The sequence below is a fragment of the Streptomyces marokkonensis genome (assembly GCF_039539045.1).
Taxonomy (GTDB): Bacteria; Actinomycetota; Actinomycetes; order Streptomycetales; family Streptomycetaceae; genus Streptomyces; species Streptomyces marokkonensis.
This window is the reverse complement of sequence record NZ_BAABCQ010000001.1, coordinates 125,100-144,878: the sequence shown is the minus strand read 5'-3', so window position 1 is coordinate 144,878 and position 19,779 is coordinate 125,100. Positions and strand designations below refer to the sequence as shown.

The window sequence follows — 19,779 nt, the reverse complement described above, 5'->3', positions numbered from 1 at the left end:
ACCCGCAGGGCGGGGAGCAAACGCCCCGCGGGTGACCGCACCGGTCCCGGCCCGACGCCGCTACGCCAGCCTGACCGGCAGCTCGAAGAGGTCGTTCTGCGTGACCACAGGCTTGTTGCGCAGCTCCGACGCCGGCACCGCCAGGTCCAGGCCCGGGAAACGGGCGTAGAGCGCGGGGAGCGCCACGCCGGCCTCCAGCCGGGACAGGGCGGCGCCCGGACACACGTGCGGGCCGTGGCCGAAGGAGATGTGCCGGCTGGGCGAGGTGCGGGTGATGTCGAACTCGTCCGCCGTCGGGCCGTGCGCCTCCTCGTCCCGGCCCAACGCGCCGTACGACACGATCAGCGCGTCCCCTGCGGGTATCACCTTGTCGCCGACCTTGACGTCCTCGGTCGCGAAGCGGATCAGGACGTGCGAGGTCGGGGTCGAGTAGCGCAGCGTCTCCTCGATCACCGCGGACCAGTCCGCCTCCCCGGAGAGCACCAGGGCCCGCTGCTCGGGATGCGCGGCCAGGTTGACCACGGAGTTCACGATGAGCGAGATCGTGGTCTCGTGACCGGCGGCCACCATCAGCTGGAGCGTGGAGACGATCTCCGCGTCGGTGAGATGGTCGCCGTCCTCGGAAGCCTGGATCAGCGCGCTGGTCAGATCGTCGCCGGGCGCGGCCCGCTTCGCCGCGACCGTGTCGGCCATGATCCCGGCCAGCTCGGTCAGGGTCGCGACGACCTCCTCGGGCGGCGTCTGCGTCGAGAAGAACTTTTCGAACAGCACCTTCAGCCGCGGCAGCCGCGCCTCCTCGATGCCCATCAGGTCGGCGATGACGTACATCGGCAGCGGGTAGGCGAAGGCCGCCTTGAGGTCGACGACGCCGCCGTCCGCGGGCAGCTCGTCGAGCAGTCGGTCGGTGAGCTCGGTGATCCGTCCCCGCATGTGCTCCACCCGGCGCACCGTGAGCGCCTGCGCCACCAGCGTGCGCAGCCGGCGGTGCTCGGCGCCGTCCACGGTGAGCATCGAGCGGCCGGGGTTGGCCAGCCCGATCAGCGGCCAGTCGGCGGGGATCTCGCCGCGCTGCCACGCCCTCCACACGTTGATGTCCTTGACCAGGCGGGGGTCCGTGAGCAGGGCCTTGGCCTCCGCGTGGTGGGTGACCGCCCACACGGGCACGCCGCCGGGCAGCTCCACCGCGGCGAGCGGTCCGGCCGCGCGCAGTCGGGCGCTCTCGTCGTCCAGGTCGGTGACGAACGGGTCCAGCGGGATCCGGGCTTCTTCGGTACCGGTCGTCATGCTGACGTGCCTCCCAGGGCAGTGGTCGGGGTGAAGCGCACGGGCAACTCGGTCAGCCCACGCAGCCAGGGCGACGGGCGACGGGTGAGGGACCCGGCGGGTACGGCCAGGTCGATGTCCGGCAGCCGGTCGAGGACGACCTCGATGCCCGTGCGCGCGATGACCTCGGCCACCTCCTGCGCGGGGAAGGGGCAGCGGTGCTCGCCGTGGCCGAAGGAGAAGTGCGCGTTGTTGCCGCCGGTGAGCGCGGAGCCGTCGGTGCGGACCTGCGGGTCGGAGTTGGCGCCCTGCAGACCGAGCAGCACCAGGTCGCCGGCGCGGATGTGGCGCCCGCCGAGCCGGGTGTCGCGCGAGGCCCAGCGGCCGGCCACGTTCTGTGTGGGCGTGTCCTCCCACAGCACCTCGTTCATGGCCTCGGCGACACTGTTGCGGCCACCGAAGAGCGAGGCGGCGAAACGGTCGTCGGTCAGCATCAGGCGCAGCGAGTTGCCGATCCAGTCCGCCGTCGGCTGGTGGCCCGCGGCCAGCATCACCATCAGGTCCTGGGCGACCTCCTCCTCGGTGAAGCCGCTGTCGTCGGCCAGCATCCGGGAGGCGACGTCGTCGGCGGGCGCCGCCTTCCGGTCGGCGAGGAGGCCCGCCATCGACGTGCCGAGGTGCGCCTGGCCGGCGATGGCCCGCTCCCGGCCGTCGATCATGTCGTTGAGGGCGGTGACGAGCGCCGGGCCCTCCTCGTCGGAGAAGCCGTACAGGCGGGCCAGGACCCGCACCGGCAGCAGCATGGCGTAGTCGCCGACGAGGTCGGCCTCGCCCCTGGCGCAGAGCCGGTCGACGAGTTCGTCCGCGAACCGCTCGGCGTGGCCGCGCAGGACGTGCGGGTCGACCGCCTCCAGCGCGTCACTGATCATGACGGCGCGTTCGCGGTGTCGTTCGCCGACCGTGTAGAGGATCGACGGCTGCGCCCGGCCGATCATCGGCAGCAGCGGCCAGTCGTCGGGGATGTTCTCCCACTGGTTCCACAGTCCGGAGTCCCGGCTGAACAGCGCCGGGTCGCCGGTCACCTGGTGCAGTTCCCGGTAGCCGAGCACCAGCCAGGCCGGGACGTCCCCGTCCAGCAGTACCGGGGTGACGGCGCCGTGCTCGCGCCGCATCCGCCGGTACAGCTGGGCGGGTTCGGTCTGGAAGCGGGGGCCGCCGAGCGGTACGGCGTCCGTGACGTCGGTGGCGTCGGTGCTCACACGAACTCCTGTCGGGGCCGGGCCGCGTGGCCGGCGTAGTGGGCCTGGAGGTGCTCCACGAGCGCGATGAGCACCTGCTTGCCGGACTCGCGGGACCGGGCGTCGCAGGAGACCAGCGGCACCCGCGGATCCAGGTCGAGCGCCTCGCGTACGGCCTCGGGCGGATGCCCCGGACCGCCGAAGTCGTTGCAGGCGACGATGAACGGCGTGCCGTGGTGCTCCAGGCGGTCGATGGCGTACCAGGAGTCGTCGATGCGCCGGGTGTCCACCAGGACCACCGCGCCGAGGGTGCCGGAGAACAGCCGGTCCCACAGGAACCAGAAGCGCTCCTGGCCGGGCGCGCCGAACAGGTACAGCACGTTGCGCGCGTCGAGGCTGATGCGGCCGAAGTCGAAGGCCACGGTCGTCGCGGTCTTGCCGCGCACCTCGCTGATGTCGTCGACCGCCTCGCCGGCCTGCGTCATCGTCTCCTCGGTGCTGAGGGGGCGTATCTCGCTGACCGAGCGGACCAGGGTCGTCTTGCCGACACCGAACCCGCCCACGATGACGATCTTCAGGCCGTTGTCGGCGGACGCGCCCAGCGGGACGCGTGCTGGGGTACGGGCGTCAGAGATTGCGGAGTCCAACGAGCACCTGCTCCAGGATGTCGGGATCGGGAACGGCGGCCGTGTACGGGTGGCGTGCGCTCACCCGGCCTGCCGCGTGGAGGTCGGAGAGCAGGATCTTCGTGATGCTCACCGGAAGCCGCAGTTCGGCGGCGATCTCCACCACGGCCGTGGGCGCCTCGGTCATCCTGAGGATCGCCGTGTGCTCCGACTGCATGCCGGGCCTCGGCGCGCACTCGGCGACGACGAGGGTGACCAGGTCGAAGGGGTTGCCGGGGTCAGAACGGCTGCGTCCCTGGGTGACGGTGTACAGGCGGTCGGGGGCGTCGTCCCTGCCGGGGCGGCTCATGACGTACGGGGCCGCGCGGTGAGGTGCTCGCCGAGCTGCTCGATGAGTTCGCTCATGTTGTGGCCGATGAGCCCCGCGTCCGCGTCCTCGGAGGTGACCACGGCGAGGTGCGCGCCCTCACCGGCCTCCACGATGAACAGGATGCCGCCGTAGAACTCGGTCATGGCCGAGCGGACCCCGCCGCTGCCGTCGCCGAACTCCACGGACGCGCCGTGGGACAGCGACTGGATGCCGGCCGCGATCGCGGCCAGTTGGTCGGCCTGGTCGACGGAGAGCTCCGGGGTGCGGCACAGCTTGAGTCCGTCACGGGAGAGGACGAGCGCGTGCCGCGCACCCGGCGTGCGTTCCAAGAGGCCCTCGATGAGCCAGGTGAGCTTCTCGTCGGCGGTGGTGGAGCCGGTCATGAAGTTGTGTCGCCTTCCGGGTGCGAGTGCGAGTGCGTCTGCGTGTGCGTGTGCGTGTGCGAGTGGGACGGGTGGTCGGGGGCCGTCTCGGCCGGTGCGGGCGCGGCGGGGTCCGCCTGCGGGGCGTCGCCCGCGGGGGCGGCGGTACCGGTGGCCCGGACGGCCTGACGGAAGCTGCCGAAACGGGCCGCGCGTACCTTCGCGTCGTCGGCGGACGGTGTGGCGCCCGGCTCGGCGGACCGGACGGTGGCGCGGGCGCGTTCGGCCGCGGCGAGGGTGCGGCCGCGGCGCCGCTTGGGCAGCCCCGTGTCCGGCTCGTCGGGCGCCGGGGCCCCGGCCGACGCCTCCGGTCCGCGGTCCGCCGACTCGTGGGCGGGCAGCGGCTCGGAGTCCGCGTCGGCGGGCGGTGCGGGGGTACGCGGCAGGTCGGCCGGCGGCGCCGGGGTGGCCGGGCCGGCCGGGGCAGTGGGCAGCGGACCGGCGGCCTTTGACGGACCGGCGGCCGGACCGCCGGATGCGACCGGTCCGCTCAGGATGTCCTGGGGCACGAGCATCAGGACGCCCGTACCGCCGCGCGCGGACGGCCGGAAGGACACCTTCAGCCCGTACTTGGCCGACAGCCGGCCCACCACCGCGAGTCCCAGCCGGGTGCCGGTCAGACCGCCGAGCCCGGCGGACTCGCCGGCCACCGCCTGCTGGGCCCGGCGCAGCTGCACCTCGCCCATCACCAGTCCGCTGTCCTCCACGGACACGATGACGCCGGCCGGCACCTCCTCGACGTACACATGGACCTCGGCGGTCGGCGGGGAGAAGTTCGCGGCGTTGTCGAGGAGTTCGGCCAGGGCGTGCATGACGCCCTCGGCGGCGTGCCCGGCGACGGCGGTGTCGCTGGCCGAGTGCACGCGCACCCGCTGGTAGCCGGCGATACGTCCCATGGCGCCACGCAGGATGGACTCCATGCCGATGGGCCGCGCCCAACGGCGCCCGGAGCGGGCGCCCGTGAGGACGGCGACGGAGTCGGCGAGCCGGCCCGCCTGCGCGGTGCGGTGATCGAGGTGGAGCAGGTCGGCGAGGACCTCCTCGTCGCTGTGCCGTTCCTCCATGGCGCGCAGGTCGGCGAGCATTCCGGTGGCCAGCGCCTGCATCCGGCCGGCCGTGTTGGCGGTCGCGGAGACGGCGGCGGCACGCCCGCTGTTCGCACGCTCCAGCCGCGCCCGCAGCCGGGCGGCCTCCTCGGTGAGCCGCGCGACCTCCTGTGCCCGCTGTTCGGCGAGACGTGCCCTCTCCCGCTCGAACCCGTCCCCGAGCCGCTCCCGCTCGCCGTCGAACCCCGCTGCGAGAGCGGTCCGTTCGCGCTCGGCCTGCGCGCGCACCCGTTCCTGTTCCTGTTTCGCCCGCTCGGCCAGCCGCGCCCGGTCCTGGGCGAGCCCGGCCGCGTCCGCGCGGGCGGCGTCCAGCAGACGGCGGGTGGCCCGTTCCCGGCGCATGGCCTGCACGGCCACCGTCACGGCCGCGCAGAGCAGGATCGCCGCGGCGCTCGCGCCCAGGCCGAGCGGAACCCGTACCGAGGATGGCGCCGCGGCGACGGCACCGCCGACCACGAGCGCCGACACCACCGCGCAGGGTAGGGCCACGGTCCCGAGGACGCGGGGAACGGGTCGGTCGCCGGAGCGGGCGGGCGCGGTCATCAATCGGGTCCTCGCCAGGCCGCCGGAACGGCCCTCGTGTCGTCCTTCGGGGCGCGTGCAAGCATGGAAGCTGTCACACGACGCGCAACTGGCGATCACTATACGAGAGTTAGTGATCGAAAAGAGAAGGGTCTCGCTCAATCGCTACGCGTTTCAGGGCTGTTCGTTCACACACCCCGTGCTCCCCGTGAGTCCGGTCCGGCAGTGCGTCACGGACGCCGGTCCAGCAGCGCGTCACAGACGCTCGTTGGCCACCTCGTCCTCGTTCGGCGTCCGCCCCGTCCGCCGGCGGCCGCGGGCCTGCGACAGCCGCAGCCGGTCGAGCCGGGAGATCACGGGGGAGGCGGTCACCCCGTGCAGGACGACGGAGGCAAGGACGGTGAAGGCCACCACGGCCCACAGCTCCCCGGCCGGGACGTGGAAGCCCTCCGTGCCGAGCGCGTGGGCGAGGTAGAACAGTGAGCCGATGCCGCGGATGCCGAAGAACGCGGTCACAAGGCGCTCCCGGGGGCCGGCGGCCGTGCCGAACTGCGCGACCCAGCCGGTCAGTGGCCGGGCGACGAGCAGCACGAGCAGACCGACGGCCGCGCCCCGCCAGGTCAGGTCGGCCAGGGCGCCCTGCGCGACACAGACGCCCAGCAGGAAGAGGAGCCCGGCGGTGAGTAGTCGTTCGACCTGCTCGACGAAGTCGTGGAGCACGGTGTGGTAGCCGTGGTCGCGTTCGGCCGCGCGGATGCGGCAGGCGGTGACGAAGACGGCGAGAAAGCCGTAGCCGTGGGCGAGTTCGGTGACTCCGTAGGAGAGGAACGTGGCGGCAAGGGCGGCGAAGCCCTCCCGGTGCTCGGACAGCCGCACCGCCTGCCGGCCGGCGCGGAAGAAGAGCCAGCCGAGCAGTTTGCCGACGGCGAGGCCGGCCAGCACTCCGATCACGCACGCGTACAGCACGTCGACCAGCAGCCAGTGCCCGACCCAGCCGCCGGACAGGCCCGTGCCCGCCGCAGCGGTCAGCGCGATCGCCGCCATGACGACGGGGAAGGCGAGACCGTCGTTGAGGCCGGCCTCGCTGGTGAGCGCGAAACGCACCTCGTCCTCGTCATGCTCGGAGTCGGTGGGCTCGCCCACCCGCACCTCGGAGGCGAGTACCGGGTCGGTGGGCGCGAGCACGGCCGCGAGCAGCAGCGCGGCGGCCGGCGGCCAGTCCAGCAGCCACCAGGCGAGGAGCCCAGTGGCCGCGATGGTCAGCGGCATGGTGATGCCGATCAGCCGCCACGGCGCACGCCAGCGGCGCAGGCCGAAGGGGCGGTTCAGGGCGAGCCCGGCGCCCATCAGGGAGATGATGAGACAGATCTCGGTGAGGTGCTCCACCCACACCCTGTCGCGCACCAGGTCGATCTCCGGAAGAGGCGTGGGCAGCAGTTGCAGCACTGCCCCGCACGCCAGGAAGACGAGCGGCATGGACAGGGGCCGCCCGGCCACCAGGCGGGGGAGTACGGCCGCCGCGAGCGTGCCCGCCCCGAGCACGGTGAAGAGGAAGTCGGCCAAGGTCATCTCTGTCGTGTGCCCGTGGCCGGGCGGCGGTACGCGTCCGGCCCGACCCGGACGGGGACGACGCCCCCGGAGGTCAGGGCAGACCTCCCTGCTCGCAGACCCGGCGGGCGACATCCCGGAGTTTCACGTTGCGGTCCTGCGAGTACCGGCGCAGCGCGGCGAAGGCCTGGTCCTCGGTGAGGCGGTTCCTGCCCATGAGGATGCCCATGGCCTCACCGATGGTGTGCCGGGTACCGATGGCCTCCTGCAACTGGGCGTGCGTACGGGCACCGGAGAAGGCGACCGCGGCGTGGGAGGCCAGCAGCCAGCCGGCCGTCTCGTCTGCCTCGGTGAACGCGCCGGGCCGGTAGGAGTAGAGGTTCAGAGCCCCCAGGTCCTCGTCCTCGGTGAACAGCAGGAAGCCCATCATGCTGCCCAGGTTCAGCTTGCGGGCCTCGGGCACGTACTTGGGCCAGCGCCGTGCCTCGTGTGTGAAGTCGGCGATCCGGAAGTGCCGCTGCCCCTCGGAGGTACGAGCGGCGTCGAAGCAGGGTCCTTCCCCGACGCGCCCCTGGAGCTCGTCACTGTCGATGACCACCTGGTCGGTGGGCGCGAGTGACTGCACGTGCCCGCCGCGCAGGACCAGGATGCCGGCGGCGTCGCAGTCCTCCACCAGTTCCGTGGCCGAGCCCGTGATCCGTTCGAGCGTGTCGTTCACCGACTCCTGGGACAGCAGATCGCGCGCCAACGACGCCATCTGCTGTGCGAAGCCACGCCAGTCCTCCATGCCGTCTCCTCCTCGTTCCCTTCAGGAGTGCCCAGGAGACGGCCGCAGGCAACAGGAGGGTCCGGAAACCACCGCCGTCCGGCGGCGCGGTTCAGCGCCGGATGAGACCGAGGGCGGTGGCGGTGGCGACCGCGGCGGTGCGGGAGTCCACGTCCAGCTTGGTGTAGACGCGAGCCAGGTGGGACTTGACCGTGCCCTCGGTCAGCCGGAGCCGCCCGGCGATGTGCTGATTGGACAGACCCTCGGCGACCAGGGTGAGGACCTCGGTCTCCCGGCGGGTCAGCGAGGTGTGCGGTTCACGCATGCGGGTCATCAGCCGGTCCGCGACCGTGGGCGCGAGCGCGGTCCGGCCCGTCGCCGCGGTGCGTACGGCGGCGGCGAGGTCCTCGGGCGGCGCGTCCTTGAGGAGGTAGCCGGTGGCACCGGCCTCGATGGCGGGCAGCGTGTCCGCGTCGGTGTCGTACGTCGTGACGATCAGGACACGCGGTGCCCCCGGCCGCGCGGTGATCGCGGCCGTGGCCTGTGCGCCGTTCATGCCCCCGCCGAACTGCAGGTCCATCAGGACGACGTCGATGTCCCCCCGCCCCGCCCGCTCGACGGCCTCCTCGGCGGTCGCGGCCTCGGCGGCCACCGTGACGCCCTCCTCGGTCTCCAGCACCGCGCGCAGCCCCGCACGGACGACGGGGTGGTCGTCGGCGAGCAGCAGACGGATCGGCGGCGGGTTGGTCTCGGTCACGGCTGGGCCTCGTGGTCGTGGTCGTGCGGGCTGTCGGTGTCGTCGGTGTCGCGTGCGGTGTCGGGCGCGGAGGTGAGCGGGAGCCGCGCGGCCAGCGACGTGCCGCTTCCGGGAACGGACTCGACGACGAGTGTGCCGTCCACGGCGTGCATACGGGCCCGCATGGCGGCCAGTCCGAAGCCACCGCCCTGCGGCCCGGGGCCGGACACGGCGTCGGGATCGAAACCCACCCCGTCGTCGCTGACGCCGAGGGCGACGGCGTCCTCCTGGTAGCTCAGGACCACCTCCGCCCGGTCGGCACGGGCGTGCCCGACCGTGTTGGCCAGCGCGGACTGGGCGACGCGCAGCAGGGCGACCTCCTGCGCGGTGGGCAGGGGGCGGGGCCGGCCGGCGAGGCGGAAGCGGACGTCGAGGCGGTGCCGGTCGGTGGTGGTGGCGCACAGCCGGTCCAGCGCGTCGGTGAGGGTGGTGTCGTCCAGGGCCGGTGGCGAGAGGGCGACGACGAACCGGCGCGCCTCGGCGAGGTTGTCCACCGCGGCCTGGCGGGCCTGGTCCACATAGGTGGCCGCGGGCCCCGGCCGGTCGGGCAGGGCCCGCTCGGCGGCACGCAGCAGCAACTGGATGCTGGACAGGCCCTGGGCGAGGGTGTCGTGGATCTCCCGGGCCAGTCGCTGGCGTTCCTCCAGCACTCCCGCGGCCCGCTGGGCGTCGGCCAGGTCGGCCCGGGTGACGGTGAGCTCCTCGATGAGCCGGCGCCGCTGCTCGCTCTCGCGGTACAGCGCCTGGTACCCCCACACCACCGCCACGGCGACCGCGGCCCCGAGTGCCGGGCCGATCGCGGTGGCCGCGGTGAACGTGCCCCGATGGGCGGAGAACGCGGCGATGGCGGCGGCCGCCGTGACCGTCACCGCCGCCGGCCCGGCACGGCGGGACAGCAGATGGAGCTGGACGAAGTACAGCGGGAACGCCAGCCACACCCCCTCGGGGGACAGGGCCAGCAGCACGAGCCACACCGCGCCGACCGCGCCCAGCCACACCGCGGCCGCACGGCGGGAGGCCCGGACGGCGGGCAGTGCCGGACCCACGGCGTACACCGAGCCCACCACCGCCGCGACGGCGAGAACTGCGGGGGCGTGCGGCCGGTCGTCCGTCACCGCCCGCACCGCCGCCAGGGTGAGCAGGCCGGCCACGAGCAGGTGCAGGCTCCAGGTCATGGCCCGGGTGGTGGGAGTCAGCGCGTTCACGATCGTTCCAGCCTACGGACCGTGCCGGGGCCGGGCATCTGTCGAAAGTTGCAAGCCGGGCCGTACCCTTCGGCCCGCGAAGTCCCCGCCCAGGAGCGATGCCCGCAAGGCCCCCGAGCGGCGACGGTGGGACACGTCGCCGATTCCGTCGGCCGCGCACCTTGATTCCCACCGTTGTCGAAAGGCCGGGCGAAGACGTGTTTGTCGCCTTGAGAGACCTGACGTTCGCCAAGGGGCGGTTCGCCCTGATGGGCAGCGTCGTCGTACTGATCACCCTGCTGGTCGGGCTGCTGTCCGGCCTGACCGCCGGCCTGGCCCGCGAGAACGTATCCGCCGTGACGTCGCTGCCCGCCGACCGGATCGCCTTCGCCGCGCCGAGCGACGGACAGGACCTGTCGTACGCGAACTCCACCGTCACCGAGGACCAGTGGCGCCAGTGGGCGAAGGCGCCCGGCGTCCGCCGCGCCGAGCCGCTGGGCATCACCACCACCAGGGCCACCGCGGACGACCGGAGCGCGGGCGTGTCCGTGTTCGGCGTCGAGCCCGGCTCGCACCTGGCACCCGGCGGTGACCGCGTCGACGACCGTACGGTGCTGATGCCGCCCGCGGCGGCCGAGGCACTCGGCGTGCGCGAGGGCGACACCGTCACCCTCGCCGGCCGGCGGCTGACCGTCGCCGCCACCGACCGCGACGACTCCTTCAGCCACACCCCCGTGGTCTGGACGAGCCTGCGCACCTGGCAGGCCGTCGCCCCGCCCACCCCGGGCACCGGCGGACCCGTCGCGACGGTGATCGCCCTGGACACCGCCTCCGGCGCCGACACCGCGGCGACGGACCGGGCGGCGGGGACCGAGACCGTGACGAAGGACGAGTCGCTCTCCGCGATCGGCTCCTACACCTCCGAGAACGGCTCGCTGCAACTGATGCGCGGCTTCCTGTTCGCCATCTCCGCCCTGGTCATCGGCGCCTTCTTCACCGTGTGGACGATCCAGCGCGGCGGCGACATCGCCGTGCTGAAGGCCCTGGGCGCCACCACCGGCGCCCTGCTGCGCGACGCGCTCGGCCAGGCCGTCGTGCTGCTGGCCGGCGGCACCCTCGTCGGCACCGCCGCCGCCGCGGCGATCGGCGCCGCGGTCTCCGGCTCGGTCGTCCCCTTCGTCCTCACGCCCGCCACCGTCCTCGTCCCGGCCGCGGTGATGGTCCTGCTCGGTGGACTCGGGGCAGGGCTCGCCGTCCGCCGCATCACCTCCGTAGACCCGCTGACCGCCCTGGGGAGCGCCCGATGAGCCTGCGTCTGACCGACATCACCCTCACCTACCCCGACGGCGACGGCCGCCTGACCGCCCTCGACCGTGTCGGCCTGGACGTCCCGAGGGGCACTCTGACCGCCGTCATCGGTCCCTCCGGTTCGGGCAAGTCCAGCCTGCTGGCCGTGGCGGCCACCCTCATCACGCCGGACACGGGCACCGTCACCGTCAACGGCGCGGACACCACGGGGATGAGCCGAGGAGAGCTGGCGGACCTGCGCCGGCAGCACATCGGCATCGTCTTCCAGCAGCCCAACCTGCTGCCGTCCCTGACCGCGGCCGAGCAGCTCCAGGTGATGGCCCACATCGACGGGCGCAGGCCGCGCGCCGCCCGCGGCCGGGCGCTGGAGCTCCTCGACGCGGTCGGCATGGCGGACCGGGCCGGGCGACGGCCCCACCAGCTCTCCGGGGGGCAGCGTCAGCGCGTCAACATCGCCCGCGCCCTGATGAACGACCCCGGCCTGCTGCTCGTCGACGAACCCACCAGCGCCCTCGACCACGAGCGTGGCGCGGCCGTCATCGACCTGATCACGCGCCTCACCCGGGACCGGGGCACCGCCACGGTGCTGGTCACCCACGACCACGCCCATCTGGCCGCGGCCGACCGTGTCACCGAGGTGCACGACGGACGCCTGAGCCTGCCCGCGCCGGCCGGCTGACCGTGGCGTCAGACGCCGTCCACGTCCGGCCGGAGCCGGTCGGCGGCGCCCGGCGGCTGGATTCGCATACCGGGACGCCGCCGGTGCACGGTCAGGTACGTCACTCCGCCAGGGCCCGCCTGGACGGCCCGTGTCGAACCGTGCGGCAGCCAGGTCAGGACGCCCGGGCGGAGCGGCCGCTCGCCGTCGGTGCACAGGAGGGCGGCCGCACCGTCGAGGACGAGCAGCAGGACGTCGAGGTCGGGTTCGGTGTGCGTGTCGACCCGCCCCGCCGCGGGGACGCGGACCACGTTGGCGTCGAGCTGCCGTCCCGGTTCCGCGAGCTTCCACAGGGCGCCGGCCGCCAGGTCCCCGCCGGGCGGCAGGAGTTCCCCCGTGTCGCACAGGATCCGGGGGAGGGGAGGCGTGGCCGCCGGAGCGGCGGAGCCGCTGTCTTCCGCTGTCATCGGGTGTCACCGTCCGTCGTGGGGCGCCCGGTGACGCACGCCACAGAGTCGTCGTCGTAAGTAAACACGAATCTATTATGCGTGTTTGGTAGCGTCCTGGTCGTGAGGCTGACCAAGTTCACCGACCTGGCGCTGCGTTCCGTGATGCGCCTGGCGGTCGTGAGAGACGGGGACGACCCGCCGACCACCCGCGAGGTGGCCGAGGTCGTCGGTGTGCCGTACACGCACGCGGCGAAGGCCATCACGCGCCTGCAGCACCTCGGTGTGGTGGAGGCGCGGCGCGGTCGCGGCGGCGGCTTGACGCTGACCGACCTGGGGCGGCACGCCTCGGTGGGTCGGCTGGTGCGCGAACTCGAGGGCGACGGTGAAGTGGTCGCCTGTGAGGGGGACACGCCGTGCCCACTGCGAGCGGCCTGTCGGCTCCGGGGCGCGCTCCGGGACGCGCAGGAAGCGTTCTACGCCGCGCTCGACCCGTTGACCGTGACCGACCTGGTGGCCTCACCGACCGGCCCGGTCCTGATCGGTCTGACGGACCGCCCCTCCGGATGAGGGGTGGCGACGACGGGCCGGTGCCGAACCGCGATCTAAAAGACGAATGTCATCTACCAATTAAGGAGTCGCTGTGCTCTCCGAACAGTCAGTTCCCGTGGTCCGGGCCACCCTTCCGGCAGTAGGGGCGGCCATCGGTGACATCACCACGCTGTTCTACCGGAAGCTCTTCGACGCCCACCCCGAGCTGCTGCGGGACCTGTTCAACCGGGGAAACCAGGCCAACGGGGAGCAGCAGCGGGCCCTGGCGGGCTCCATCGCCGCGTTCGCCGGCATGCTGCTGGAGCGCCCCGACGCCCGTCCGGACGTGATGCTCGCCAGGATCGCTCACAAGCACGCCTCCCTCGGCGTCACCGCCGACCAGTACAAGATCGTCCACCGCCATCTGTTCGCCGCGATCGCGGAGGTGCTCGGCGACGCCGTCACCACCGAGGTCGCCGCGGCCTGGGACGAGGTCTACTGGCTGATGGCCAACGCGCTCGTGGCCATCGAGACCCGCCTCTACCAGGAGACAGGGGTCGCCGAGGGAGCGGTCTGGCGTCGCATGGAGGTCGTCGAGCGGTGCGAGGAGAGCCCCGACGCGGTCTCCCTCGTACTGCGGCCGGCCGACGACCGCCCCGCCGAGCCCTTCCGCCCCGGCCAGTACGTCAGTGTGCGGTCACAACTGCCCGACGGAGCCCGGCAGATCCGCCAGTACAGCCTGTCCGCCGCGACCGGCCGGTCCGACCGGCGCATCACCGTCAAGCGTGTCCAGGGCGACGGGCGGCCGGAGGGCGAGGTCTCGTCCTGGCTCCACACGCACACACGCGAGGGCGACGTGCTCACCGTGTCCGCGCCGTTCGGCGACCTGGCGCTGGCCGAGGACGACGGCCCGCTGCTGCTGGCCTCCGCCGGCATCGGTATCACTCCGATGCTGGCCATGCTCGACCACCTGACCGCCGCCGGATCCACCCGTCCGGTGACCGTCGTCCACGCCGACCGTACCCCCGCCGACCACGCCCACCGGCAGGAACAGCTCGACCTGATACGCGCGCTGCCCGACGCCCGGCTCCACCTGTGGTACGAGGAGCCCGGCGACCAGGCACCGCAGGCATCGGCCGGCCGTGCCGACCTCACCGGTCTCGAACTGCCCGCGGGACTCACGGCCTACCTGTGCGGCCCGGTGCCCTTCATGCGCGCCGTCCGCGGCGACCTGCTGCGCCGCGGGGTGCCGGCTCAGGCCATCCACTACGAGGTCTTCGGCCCCGACCTCTGGCTCGGACAGGAGTAGCGGGAGGCGGTCACACACGCTCCCCGGACGCGGACGCCGGGGAGCTGTGCGAATCACGTACGGGGCGTTGGACCGCCGCGGTGAACGCGGTGGTGACGGCGGTGTCGACGCGGGCGTGCACGACCAGCCGCGGCCCGGAGGCGTCGGCGTTGTTCTCCAGCAGCCGCCTCACGGGCGCGCTGTGGGCGACGACGCACATCAGGACGCCGAGCCGGGCACACCACTGGTGGGCCCGGAGCACGGCACTGACCGCGGCGGGGCCGGCGGCCCTCTCGGTGAGGACGATGACGACGGGGGTCGGCTGATGGGCGTCGACCAGGTGGGTGATGTGTGTGGTCAGCGTGGCCCGCCCGTCGATTCCCGGGTCCCGGTCCACGGTGATGACCAGGACCCCATGCTCCAGGGTGTGGGACAGCATTGCGGCCTCCGATCCGACGCCTGGTGGCGAGGTTGTGTTCAGTGAAGGCGCCCGGCACCGGGTCCGCAACGCGCCCCGCGGCCGGAACCGGGCGGCTGGACCCCGCTGCCGGACCGGGCGGCCCGTCGGACCGGGCGGCCCGTCGGCGTGAAGACGGCACTGAGTACGATCGTCCGGTCCCTCATCGACCCTGCCCCGACGTCCGTCCGCTCGTCTCCGTTCCCCGACCGCCGCAAGGAGCCCCGACCGGTGTCCGCCCTCCTGCCCCCGCCCCGCACCGGGCCCCGCCTGCTGAACCAGGAGTGCCTGACACGGACGGAGGACGGCGAACGGCTGCACGCCCTGCTGTGGCACCCGGGACCGGGCTGGCGGATGGCCAGCAGCGCCGTGCTGGGCGGCGGGATCGCCGAGCGCGCGTGGGTGCTCAACGCCCAGGTCGCCCACGGCTACCGGCGCACCGACCCGGCACGCCACCTGGCCGACCTGGCTCGCGCCGCGGGCGCCGGGGGAACGGGGGTGGGCCTGATGACGGCCGCCGACGTGTCCGCGGCAGCCCGTGCGAGGGACGGCGGTGTGGAAGCAGTGGTGACCGCGGGTATCTCGGTACGCGGATGGGCGGCTTCACCCGAGGAGGGCGCCACCGGGGCCGGCGCACCGGGGACAATCAACATCGTCGCCGCGCTGCCGGTCGCGCTGAGCGACGCCGCCCTGGTCAACGCCGTGATGACGGTGACCGAGGCCAAGGTCCAGGCATTGCTGGAGTCGGGTCTCGACTGCTCCGGCACCCCCACGGACGCCGTGTGCGTCGCCGCCCGCGCCCCGCAGGACGGCGCCGAGGTCCACTCGTTCGCCGGCCCGCGCTCCGAGTGGGGGGCCCGGCTGGCCCGGTCCGTCCACCGGGCCGTACTCGGCTCGCTGCCCGCCGTCGCGCCTCGCTGAGCCCGTACGACATCTTCGCGGGGAACGGGTACCGGCGGCGGTCACCGCGTCGAGGCCGACGGTGCGCGCACACGTACGCGGGGGCGGCCCGTCCGGGCCGCCCCCGCGATCGCACGCCTCGGGTGATCAGCGCTGGGAGGTCTTCTGCAGCGCCTTGTCGAGGGCGGCCTGGAAGCCGTACGCCCACAACTGGTTCACCCGGCCGCGCTCGTTGGCGTTCGGGTAGGCGTTGGTGCAGGACGGACCGGGGCCACCGCCCGACATCAGCTCGCTGCACGGGCCGGAGTAGTGGTCGGGCAGACCGAGCACGTGCCCGGTCTCGTGGGCGGTCACACGGGTCGAGTCGTACTGCTGGTTCTGCCGGTAGTCGAGGAAGATGTAGCCGTTGCCGTGTCCGTCCGTCGACGCGTACGAGCCGCGCGAGTCGTTGCCCTCGTAGTACGCGAAGTCCGCGCCCGAACTTCTCTCCGCGAGCCGCACGTTGGACACCGAACCGTTCCATATCCTGGTGGAACGGGATATCTGTGCACGGAAGCTGGGCGCGCCCGCGGCGCTGTAGTAGACGGTGACGGCCGCCGTCGAGGCCGGGGCGGCGGCGCGCTTCTCGGCGACGGACCTGATGACCGCCTCGAAGAACGCCCGGTTGGCCCGGGCGTCCTCGCCCGAGCCGGCCGAGGGCTGGTAGCCGACGTGAGCGGCTCGGTCCTGGGCCTGGGCTGCCGCGGTCCTCGCTCCCTGGGTCTGGAGCGCGGCGTCGGTCGCGGCCGGGCCGGTGCCGAGCACGGCCGCGGTCAGGCCGAGGCCGACCGCGGTGGACAGCAGGCGCAGACTGATGCGCATCGATGACTCCTTGCGTGGGGGAGTGGGGAGAAGTCGTCATCGGTGAGTGTGGAGCGCCATGAGCCCGCTGTGATGATGGCAGCAGGCGATAGGACGGGGCTATCACCCGCCGCGCCCCGGCCGGGGACAGCTTGGACCGGAGTGCAGAACTCGCCCTGATCCGCCGCCTTTTGTTCACCTGGCGCAACCAACTGTTCCGCCCTACGCTCCCTGCATGGAGCTCGAGGTGAGGCACCTACGCGCACTGTGCGCCATCGCCGACGCCGGCAGCCTGCACCGGGCGGCACGTCAACTGGGCGTCGCCCAGCCCACCTTGAGCACCCAGCTGACCCGTATCGAACAGGCCCTGGGTGGGCCCTTGTTCACCCGCGAACGCACCGGCTGCCGCCCCACCCCGCTCGGCCGCACCGTCCTCGGCAGGGCCCGTCCGCTGCTGGCCGACATGCGCACCCTGGTCCGCGAGGCCCGCGCCGCCGCGGCCGGAGGCGACAGCCGGCCGCGGGTCGGCTCCACGGCCAGCCGCGCCCTGGCCGGCTGGCTGCGCCGGCTCAGACGGCCGGGCCTGGAACCGACACTCCAGATGGACGTCTCCGCCAACGCGCTGCTGCGCCGGGTCACCGACGGCCAGCTCGACGTCGCCTTCGTGCACGAGGTCGAAGGCTGCCCGCTGCATGTGCCCGAGGGGCTGCGGACACGGGTCCTCGTCGAGCGCGAACCCCAGTTCGTCATGCTGCCCGCCGACCATTCCGCGGCCGGCCGGCCCGTCGTCCGCCTCACCGACCTGGCCGAAGACCGCTGGATGGTCGACCCCACCGTCGACGGCGAGTGGGACGGAGTGCACCGCATGCTGCGCGCCGTCGGCCTCGACCCGCGCGTCCTGCACGGCGACTACCACACCGCCGCGTCCCTCGTCGCCACCGGCGAGGTCGTGACCGTGTGCCAGCCCAGCTCCCAGTCACGCCCCGACACGGCGGTACGACGTCTGTACGGCGACCCCCTCGGCGTACGACTGCTGCTGGCCGCGCGCACCCGTGCGGAGCTGGACGCCGTCTACCCGGCGTTGGAGGAGGCGTACTGGGAGGTGGCCCGTCAGTCCACCGCCTACCGGGAGTGGCTGGAACACACCGGGCCACGCCTCGTTCCGGCGAGCTGAGCGATATCGGCCATTGCGGTGGTTTCCCACCCGTACCGGTATGGCAAGACGGTCATACGGTTACGGAGAGGTGTATGAGCTCTGTGCGACGTCTTCCGCCTCTTCGTTCGATGGCCGTCATCTGCGCCCTGGGCAGTTCCGTCCTGCTGATGACCGGCTGCACGAGCGCCGACACGACACGCTCCAGTGTCGCCGAGGCGGCTCAGACCACTCCCCCCACCACATCACCCACCGATACCGCGTCCGCCACCGATACCGCGTCCGCCACCGACACGGCGTCCGCCACCGACACGGCGTCCGCCACCGACACCGCCTCCCCCTCTCCTTCGGAGACCCTGACCGACGACCAGTCCGAGCGCAAGGCGCTGGTCCCGAAGGCGAAGGTCACCTGGGACAAGGCGGCCGACACCGCAGTCAAGGAGGTCCCGGAGGGCAAGCTCGTCGACCTCGAACTGAAGCCCACGTCCGCCGAGGCCACCGCGTCGACCGGCTCGCCCAGTCCCAGCATGCCGAACCCGGCCCCCAGCCAGGGCGCCCCCGAGTGGGAGGCGAAGGTCGCCGCTCCCGACGGCACGGTGCACCGGATCGACGTCGACGCGGTCTCCGGCAAGGTCTTCCGCACCCAGGTCGAGGACCAGGACGCGGACGACAAGCAGCAGCTCGCCGACCGGCTCAAGAAGGCGACCCAGACGCCGGAGCAGGCCGTGAAGGTGGCCACCGACAAGAGCAAGGGCACCGTCACCGGCGTCGAGCTGGACGAGAACGACAGCCGGCAGCTCCTGTGGTCCGTCGACGTGGTGTCGACCGACAACTGGAACAAGACCACCGTGGACGTCGACGCGACGAACGGCAAGATCCTGCGCGAGGACGTGGACCGCGACTGAGCGCCGCCCCGGAACGCTGCGAGAAGTACCGCGGGAAGAAGCACGAGAAGAACCACAGAAGGAACCGAGGAAGCACCACGGGAGCGGTCGGGTGGAGTCACCCGACCGCTCCCGCCGTGCCTGCCGGAAGGTGTCAGCCGGTGGTCTTGTCCACCTCCGACCGCGCGCCGGCCACCGAGCGCGGGAGAGTGAGCACGGCCAGGAAGCCGAAGACCGCCACCGCGGCGAAGAAGTAGAAGCCCCACGGATGCCCGACCCCCGAGGAGACCAGGGCACCAGTGATCGACGGGCCGACGATCGAGCCGATCCGGCCGATACCGGACGCCGAGCCGAGTGCCGTGCTGCGCACGGAGGCCGGATAGAAGTCGGTCACGTACGCGTAGACGAGTACCTGGGCCGAGAAGACGAACACGCCGGTGAAGAAGACGACGACGTTGAGCAGCAGGTCGCTCTCCATCCTTATGCTCAGGCACGCGAGCATGACCACCGAGACGGCGAACCAGCCCATCGTGGTGCCCTTGATGCCCCGCCGGTCGGCGACGAACCCGCCGAGGACCAGGCCGACGACACCGCCGACGTTGAGTACGAGCAACTGGGTGACGGCCGTGGGCACCGGATAGCCGGCGTCGTTCATCAGCTTGGGCAGCCAGGTGTTGAGGCCGTAGACCAGCAGCAGCCCCATGAACGACGCGACCCAGATGCCGATGCCCGCACGCAGGTACGCTGGCTTCAGCAGTTCGGTGAACGGCACTCGCTGGGTCCCGTCCTGCTTCGCCCGGACGAAGGCCTCCGACTCCGGCAGCTTGAACCACTGGATGGCGGCCACCACCAGGCCGACGGCGCCGAGCAGGTAGAAGAGGATCTCCCAGTCGTCGGTCACCTGCAGGGCCAGCAGCGAGGTGATCACCGCACCGGTGTGGTAGCCGGTCATCGTCAGCGTGCTGGCGCGTGCCCGGCGGCCGGCCGGCATGTGCTCGGCCATCATCGTGAGCGAGACGGGCATGCACGCGCCCAGCCCCAGACCGGCCAGCAGGCGGAGCGCGGCGAACATCGCGACGGAGTCGGCCAGCGGCACCACGAGGGTGAGGAGCGAGAACAGCGCCACCGAACCGATGAGCAGGCGGCGGCGCCCCAGCCGGTCGGCCAGCGGACCGACGCAGACCGCGCCGATCGCGACGCCCACGAGCGAGAGCGTCGCGATGGTGGTCGCGTCGCCCGCGGTCATGCCGAGGTGGTGGGTCTTGAGCAGGGTGGGGATGATGGCGCCGAGGACGACGAGGTCGTAGCCCTCCAGCAGGACGGTGATCCAGCACAGGATCACCGTCCAGGTGCTGTTGCCGGCGCGGCCGGACTGCCCGGGCGCGTCGGACGTGGTGGCGGAAGCCATGGTGAGTCTCCCCGGGGGCGGGTGTGAGTGAGCGGAGCGGGGACGGCCGGAGCGGGGACGGCCGA

21 protein-coding genes are annotated in these 19,779 nt (G+C 72.8%); 7 read left to right on the top strand and 14 right to left on the bottom strand.

The genetic code is table 11. The features are described 5' to 3' along the window. Window positions 1-60: 60 nt before the first annotated feature. The 10 genes from ABEA26_RS00735 to ABEA26_RS00690 all read right to left on the bottom strand — a co-directional run bounded on the left by ABEA26_RS00735 (window position 61) and on the right by ABEA26_RS00690 (window position 9,832). Complete coding sequence (locus ABEA26_RS00735; RefSeq protein WP_345588129.1) at window positions 61-1,284, bottom strand: cytochrome P450 family protein; 1,224 nt, start codon at window positions 1,282-1,284, stop codon at window positions 61-63. Next, window positions 1,281-2,522 (bottom strand): cytochrome P450, encoded by a 1,242-nt coding sequence (locus ABEA26_RS00730; RefSeq protein ID WP_345588127.1) that lies wholly within the window; start codon window positions 2,520-2,522, stop codon window positions 1,281-1,283. The genes ABEA26_RS00735 and ABEA26_RS00730 overlap by 4 nt, the downstream gene beginning before the upstream one ends. Beyond that, complete coding sequence (locus ABEA26_RS00725) at window positions 2,519-3,148, bottom strand: GTP-binding protein (protein ID WP_345588125.1); 630 nt, start codon at window positions 3,146-3,148, stop codon at window positions 2,519-2,521. The genes ABEA26_RS00730 and ABEA26_RS00725 overlap by 4 nt, the downstream gene beginning before the upstream one ends. Beyond that, window positions 3,129-3,476, bottom strand: coding sequence for a DUF742 domain-containing protein (locus ABEA26_RS00720; protein ID WP_345588123.1), 348 nt, complete (start codon window positions 3,474-3,476; stop codon window positions 3,129-3,131). Before ABEA26_RS00720 ends, ABEA26_RS00725 begins: the two co-directional genes overlap by 20 nt. After that, entirely contained in the window at window positions 3,473-3,880 is a 408-nt protein-coding gene (locus tag ABEA26_RS00715; protein WP_345588122.1) for a roadblock/LC7 domain-containing protein, read from the bottom strand. Before ABEA26_RS00715 ends, ABEA26_RS00720 begins: the two co-directional genes overlap by 4 nt. After that, entirely contained in the window at window positions 3,877-5,568 is a 1,692-nt protein-coding gene (locus ABEA26_RS00710) for a sensor histidine kinase (protein WP_345588120.1), read from the bottom strand. Before ABEA26_RS00710 ends, ABEA26_RS00715 begins: the two co-directional genes overlap by 4 nt. Window positions 5,569-5,802: 234 nt before the next feature. Further along, window positions 5,803-7,116, bottom strand: a complete 1,314-nt coding sequence (locus ABEA26_RS00705; protein ID WP_345588118.1) for a cation:proton antiporter — start codon at window positions 7,114-7,116, stop codon at window positions 5,803-5,805. A gap of 73 nt (window positions 7,117-7,189) precedes the next feature. Beyond that, window positions 7,190-7,882: a GAF and ANTAR domain-containing protein gene (locus ABEA26_RS00700; protein WP_345588116.1), complete on the bottom strand. Its 693-nt coding sequence runs from the start codon at window positions 7,880-7,882 to the stop codon at window positions 7,190-7,192. A 91-nt stretch (window positions 7,883-7,973) separates the two neighbouring features. Further along, window positions 7,974-8,618, bottom strand: coding sequence for a response regulator (locus ABEA26_RS00695; protein WP_345588114.1), 645 nt, complete (start codon window positions 8,616-8,618; stop codon window positions 7,974-7,976). Next, window positions 8,615-9,832 carry a sensor histidine kinase gene (locus tag ABEA26_RS00690; protein ID WP_345588163.1) on the bottom strand — a complete coding sequence of 406 codons (1,218 nt, stop codon included), beginning with the start codon at window positions 9,830-9,832 and terminating at the stop codon, window positions 8,615-8,617. The genes ABEA26_RS00695 and ABEA26_RS00690 overlap by 4 nt, the downstream gene beginning before the upstream one ends. Before the next feature lie 227 nt (window positions 9,833-10,059). Here ABEA26_RS00690 and ABEA26_RS00685 point away from each other — a divergent pair, with 227 nt between their 5' ends. Both ABEA26_RS00685 and ABEA26_RS00680 read left to right on the top strand, forming a co-directional pair. After that, a complete protein-coding gene (locus tag ABEA26_RS00685; protein ID WP_345588113.1) occupies window positions 10,060-11,148 on the top strand; it encodes an ABC transporter permease in 1,089 nt (362 codons plus the stop codon). Next, window positions 11,145-11,828, top strand: a complete 684-nt coding sequence (locus tag ABEA26_RS00680; protein ID WP_345588111.1) for an ABC transporter ATP-binding protein — start codon at window positions 11,145-11,147, stop codon at window positions 11,826-11,828. The genes ABEA26_RS00685 and ABEA26_RS00680 overlap by 4 nt, the downstream gene beginning before the upstream one ends. Window positions 11,829-11,836: 8 nt before the next feature. Here the strand turns inward: ABEA26_RS00680 and ABEA26_RS00675 are convergent, their stop codons facing one another. Then, complete coding sequence (locus ABEA26_RS00675; RefSeq protein ID WP_345588109.1) at window positions 11,837-12,274, bottom strand: hypothetical protein; 438 nt, start codon at window positions 12,272-12,274, stop codon at window positions 11,837-11,839. Window positions 12,275-12,376: 102 nt separating this feature from the next. On the opposite strand from ABEA26_RS00675, the gene nsrR reads away from it, so the two are divergent. Then, window positions 12,377-12,823: a nitric oxide-sensing transcriptional repressor NsrR gene (gene nsrR, locus ABEA26_RS00670; protein WP_345588107.1), complete on the top strand. Its 447-nt coding sequence runs from the start codon at window positions 12,377-12,379 to the stop codon at window positions 12,821-12,823. A gap of 73 nt (window positions 12,824-12,896) precedes the next feature. Further along, entirely contained in the window at window positions 12,897-14,093 is a 1,197-nt protein-coding gene (locus tag ABEA26_RS00665; protein ID WP_345588105.1) for a globin domain-containing protein, read from the top strand. 10 nt (window positions 14,094-14,103) lie between these two features. Here ABEA26_RS00665 and ABEA26_RS00660 read toward each other — a convergent pair whose 3' ends face one another. Beyond that, window positions 14,104-14,511, bottom strand: coding sequence for a hypothetical protein (locus tag ABEA26_RS00660; protein ID WP_345588103.1), 408 nt, complete (start codon window positions 14,509-14,511; stop codon window positions 14,104-14,106). Between the two features lie 249 nt (window positions 14,512-14,760). Here ABEA26_RS00660 and ABEA26_RS00655 point away from each other — a divergent pair, with 249 nt between their 5' ends. Further along, window positions 14,761-15,450, top strand: coding sequence for an adenosylcobinamide amidohydrolase (locus tag ABEA26_RS00655; protein WP_345588102.1), 690 nt, complete (start codon window positions 14,761-14,763; stop codon window positions 15,448-15,450). Between the two features lie 126 nt (window positions 15,451-15,576). On the opposite strand, the gene snpA is transcribed toward ABEA26_RS00655, so the two are convergent. Further along, window positions 15,577-16,290 carry a snapalysin gene (gene snpA / locus ABEA26_RS00650; RefSeq protein WP_345588101.1) on the bottom strand — a complete coding sequence of 238 codons (714 nt, stop codon included), beginning with the start codon at window positions 16,288-16,290 and terminating at the stop codon, window positions 15,577-15,579. A 214-nt stretch (window positions 16,291-16,504) separates the two neighbouring features. On the opposite strand from snpA, the gene ABEA26_RS00645 reads away from it, so the two are divergent. Together ABEA26_RS00645 and ABEA26_RS00640 are read left to right on the top strand one after the other, a co-directional pair. Continuing rightward, complete coding sequence (locus tag ABEA26_RS00645; RefSeq protein ID WP_345588100.1) at window positions 16,505-17,443, top strand: LysR family transcriptional regulator; 939 nt, start codon at window positions 16,505-16,507, stop codon at window positions 17,441-17,443. Window positions 17,444-17,517: 74 nt separating this feature from the next. Beyond that, window positions 17,518-18,327 carry a PepSY domain-containing protein gene (locus tag ABEA26_RS00640; RefSeq protein ID WP_345588099.1) on the top strand — a complete coding sequence of 270 codons (810 nt, stop codon included), beginning with the start codon at window positions 17,518-17,520 and terminating at the stop codon, window positions 18,325-18,327. Between the two features lie 133 nt (window positions 18,328-18,460). On the opposite strand, the gene ABEA26_RS00635 is transcribed toward ABEA26_RS00640, so the two are convergent. Next, window positions 18,461-19,714: an MFS transporter gene (locus tag ABEA26_RS00635; protein ID WP_345588098.1), complete on the bottom strand. Its 1,254-nt coding sequence runs from the start codon at window positions 19,712-19,714 to the stop codon at window positions 18,461-18,463. Window positions 19,715-19,779: the final 65 nt, after the last annotated feature.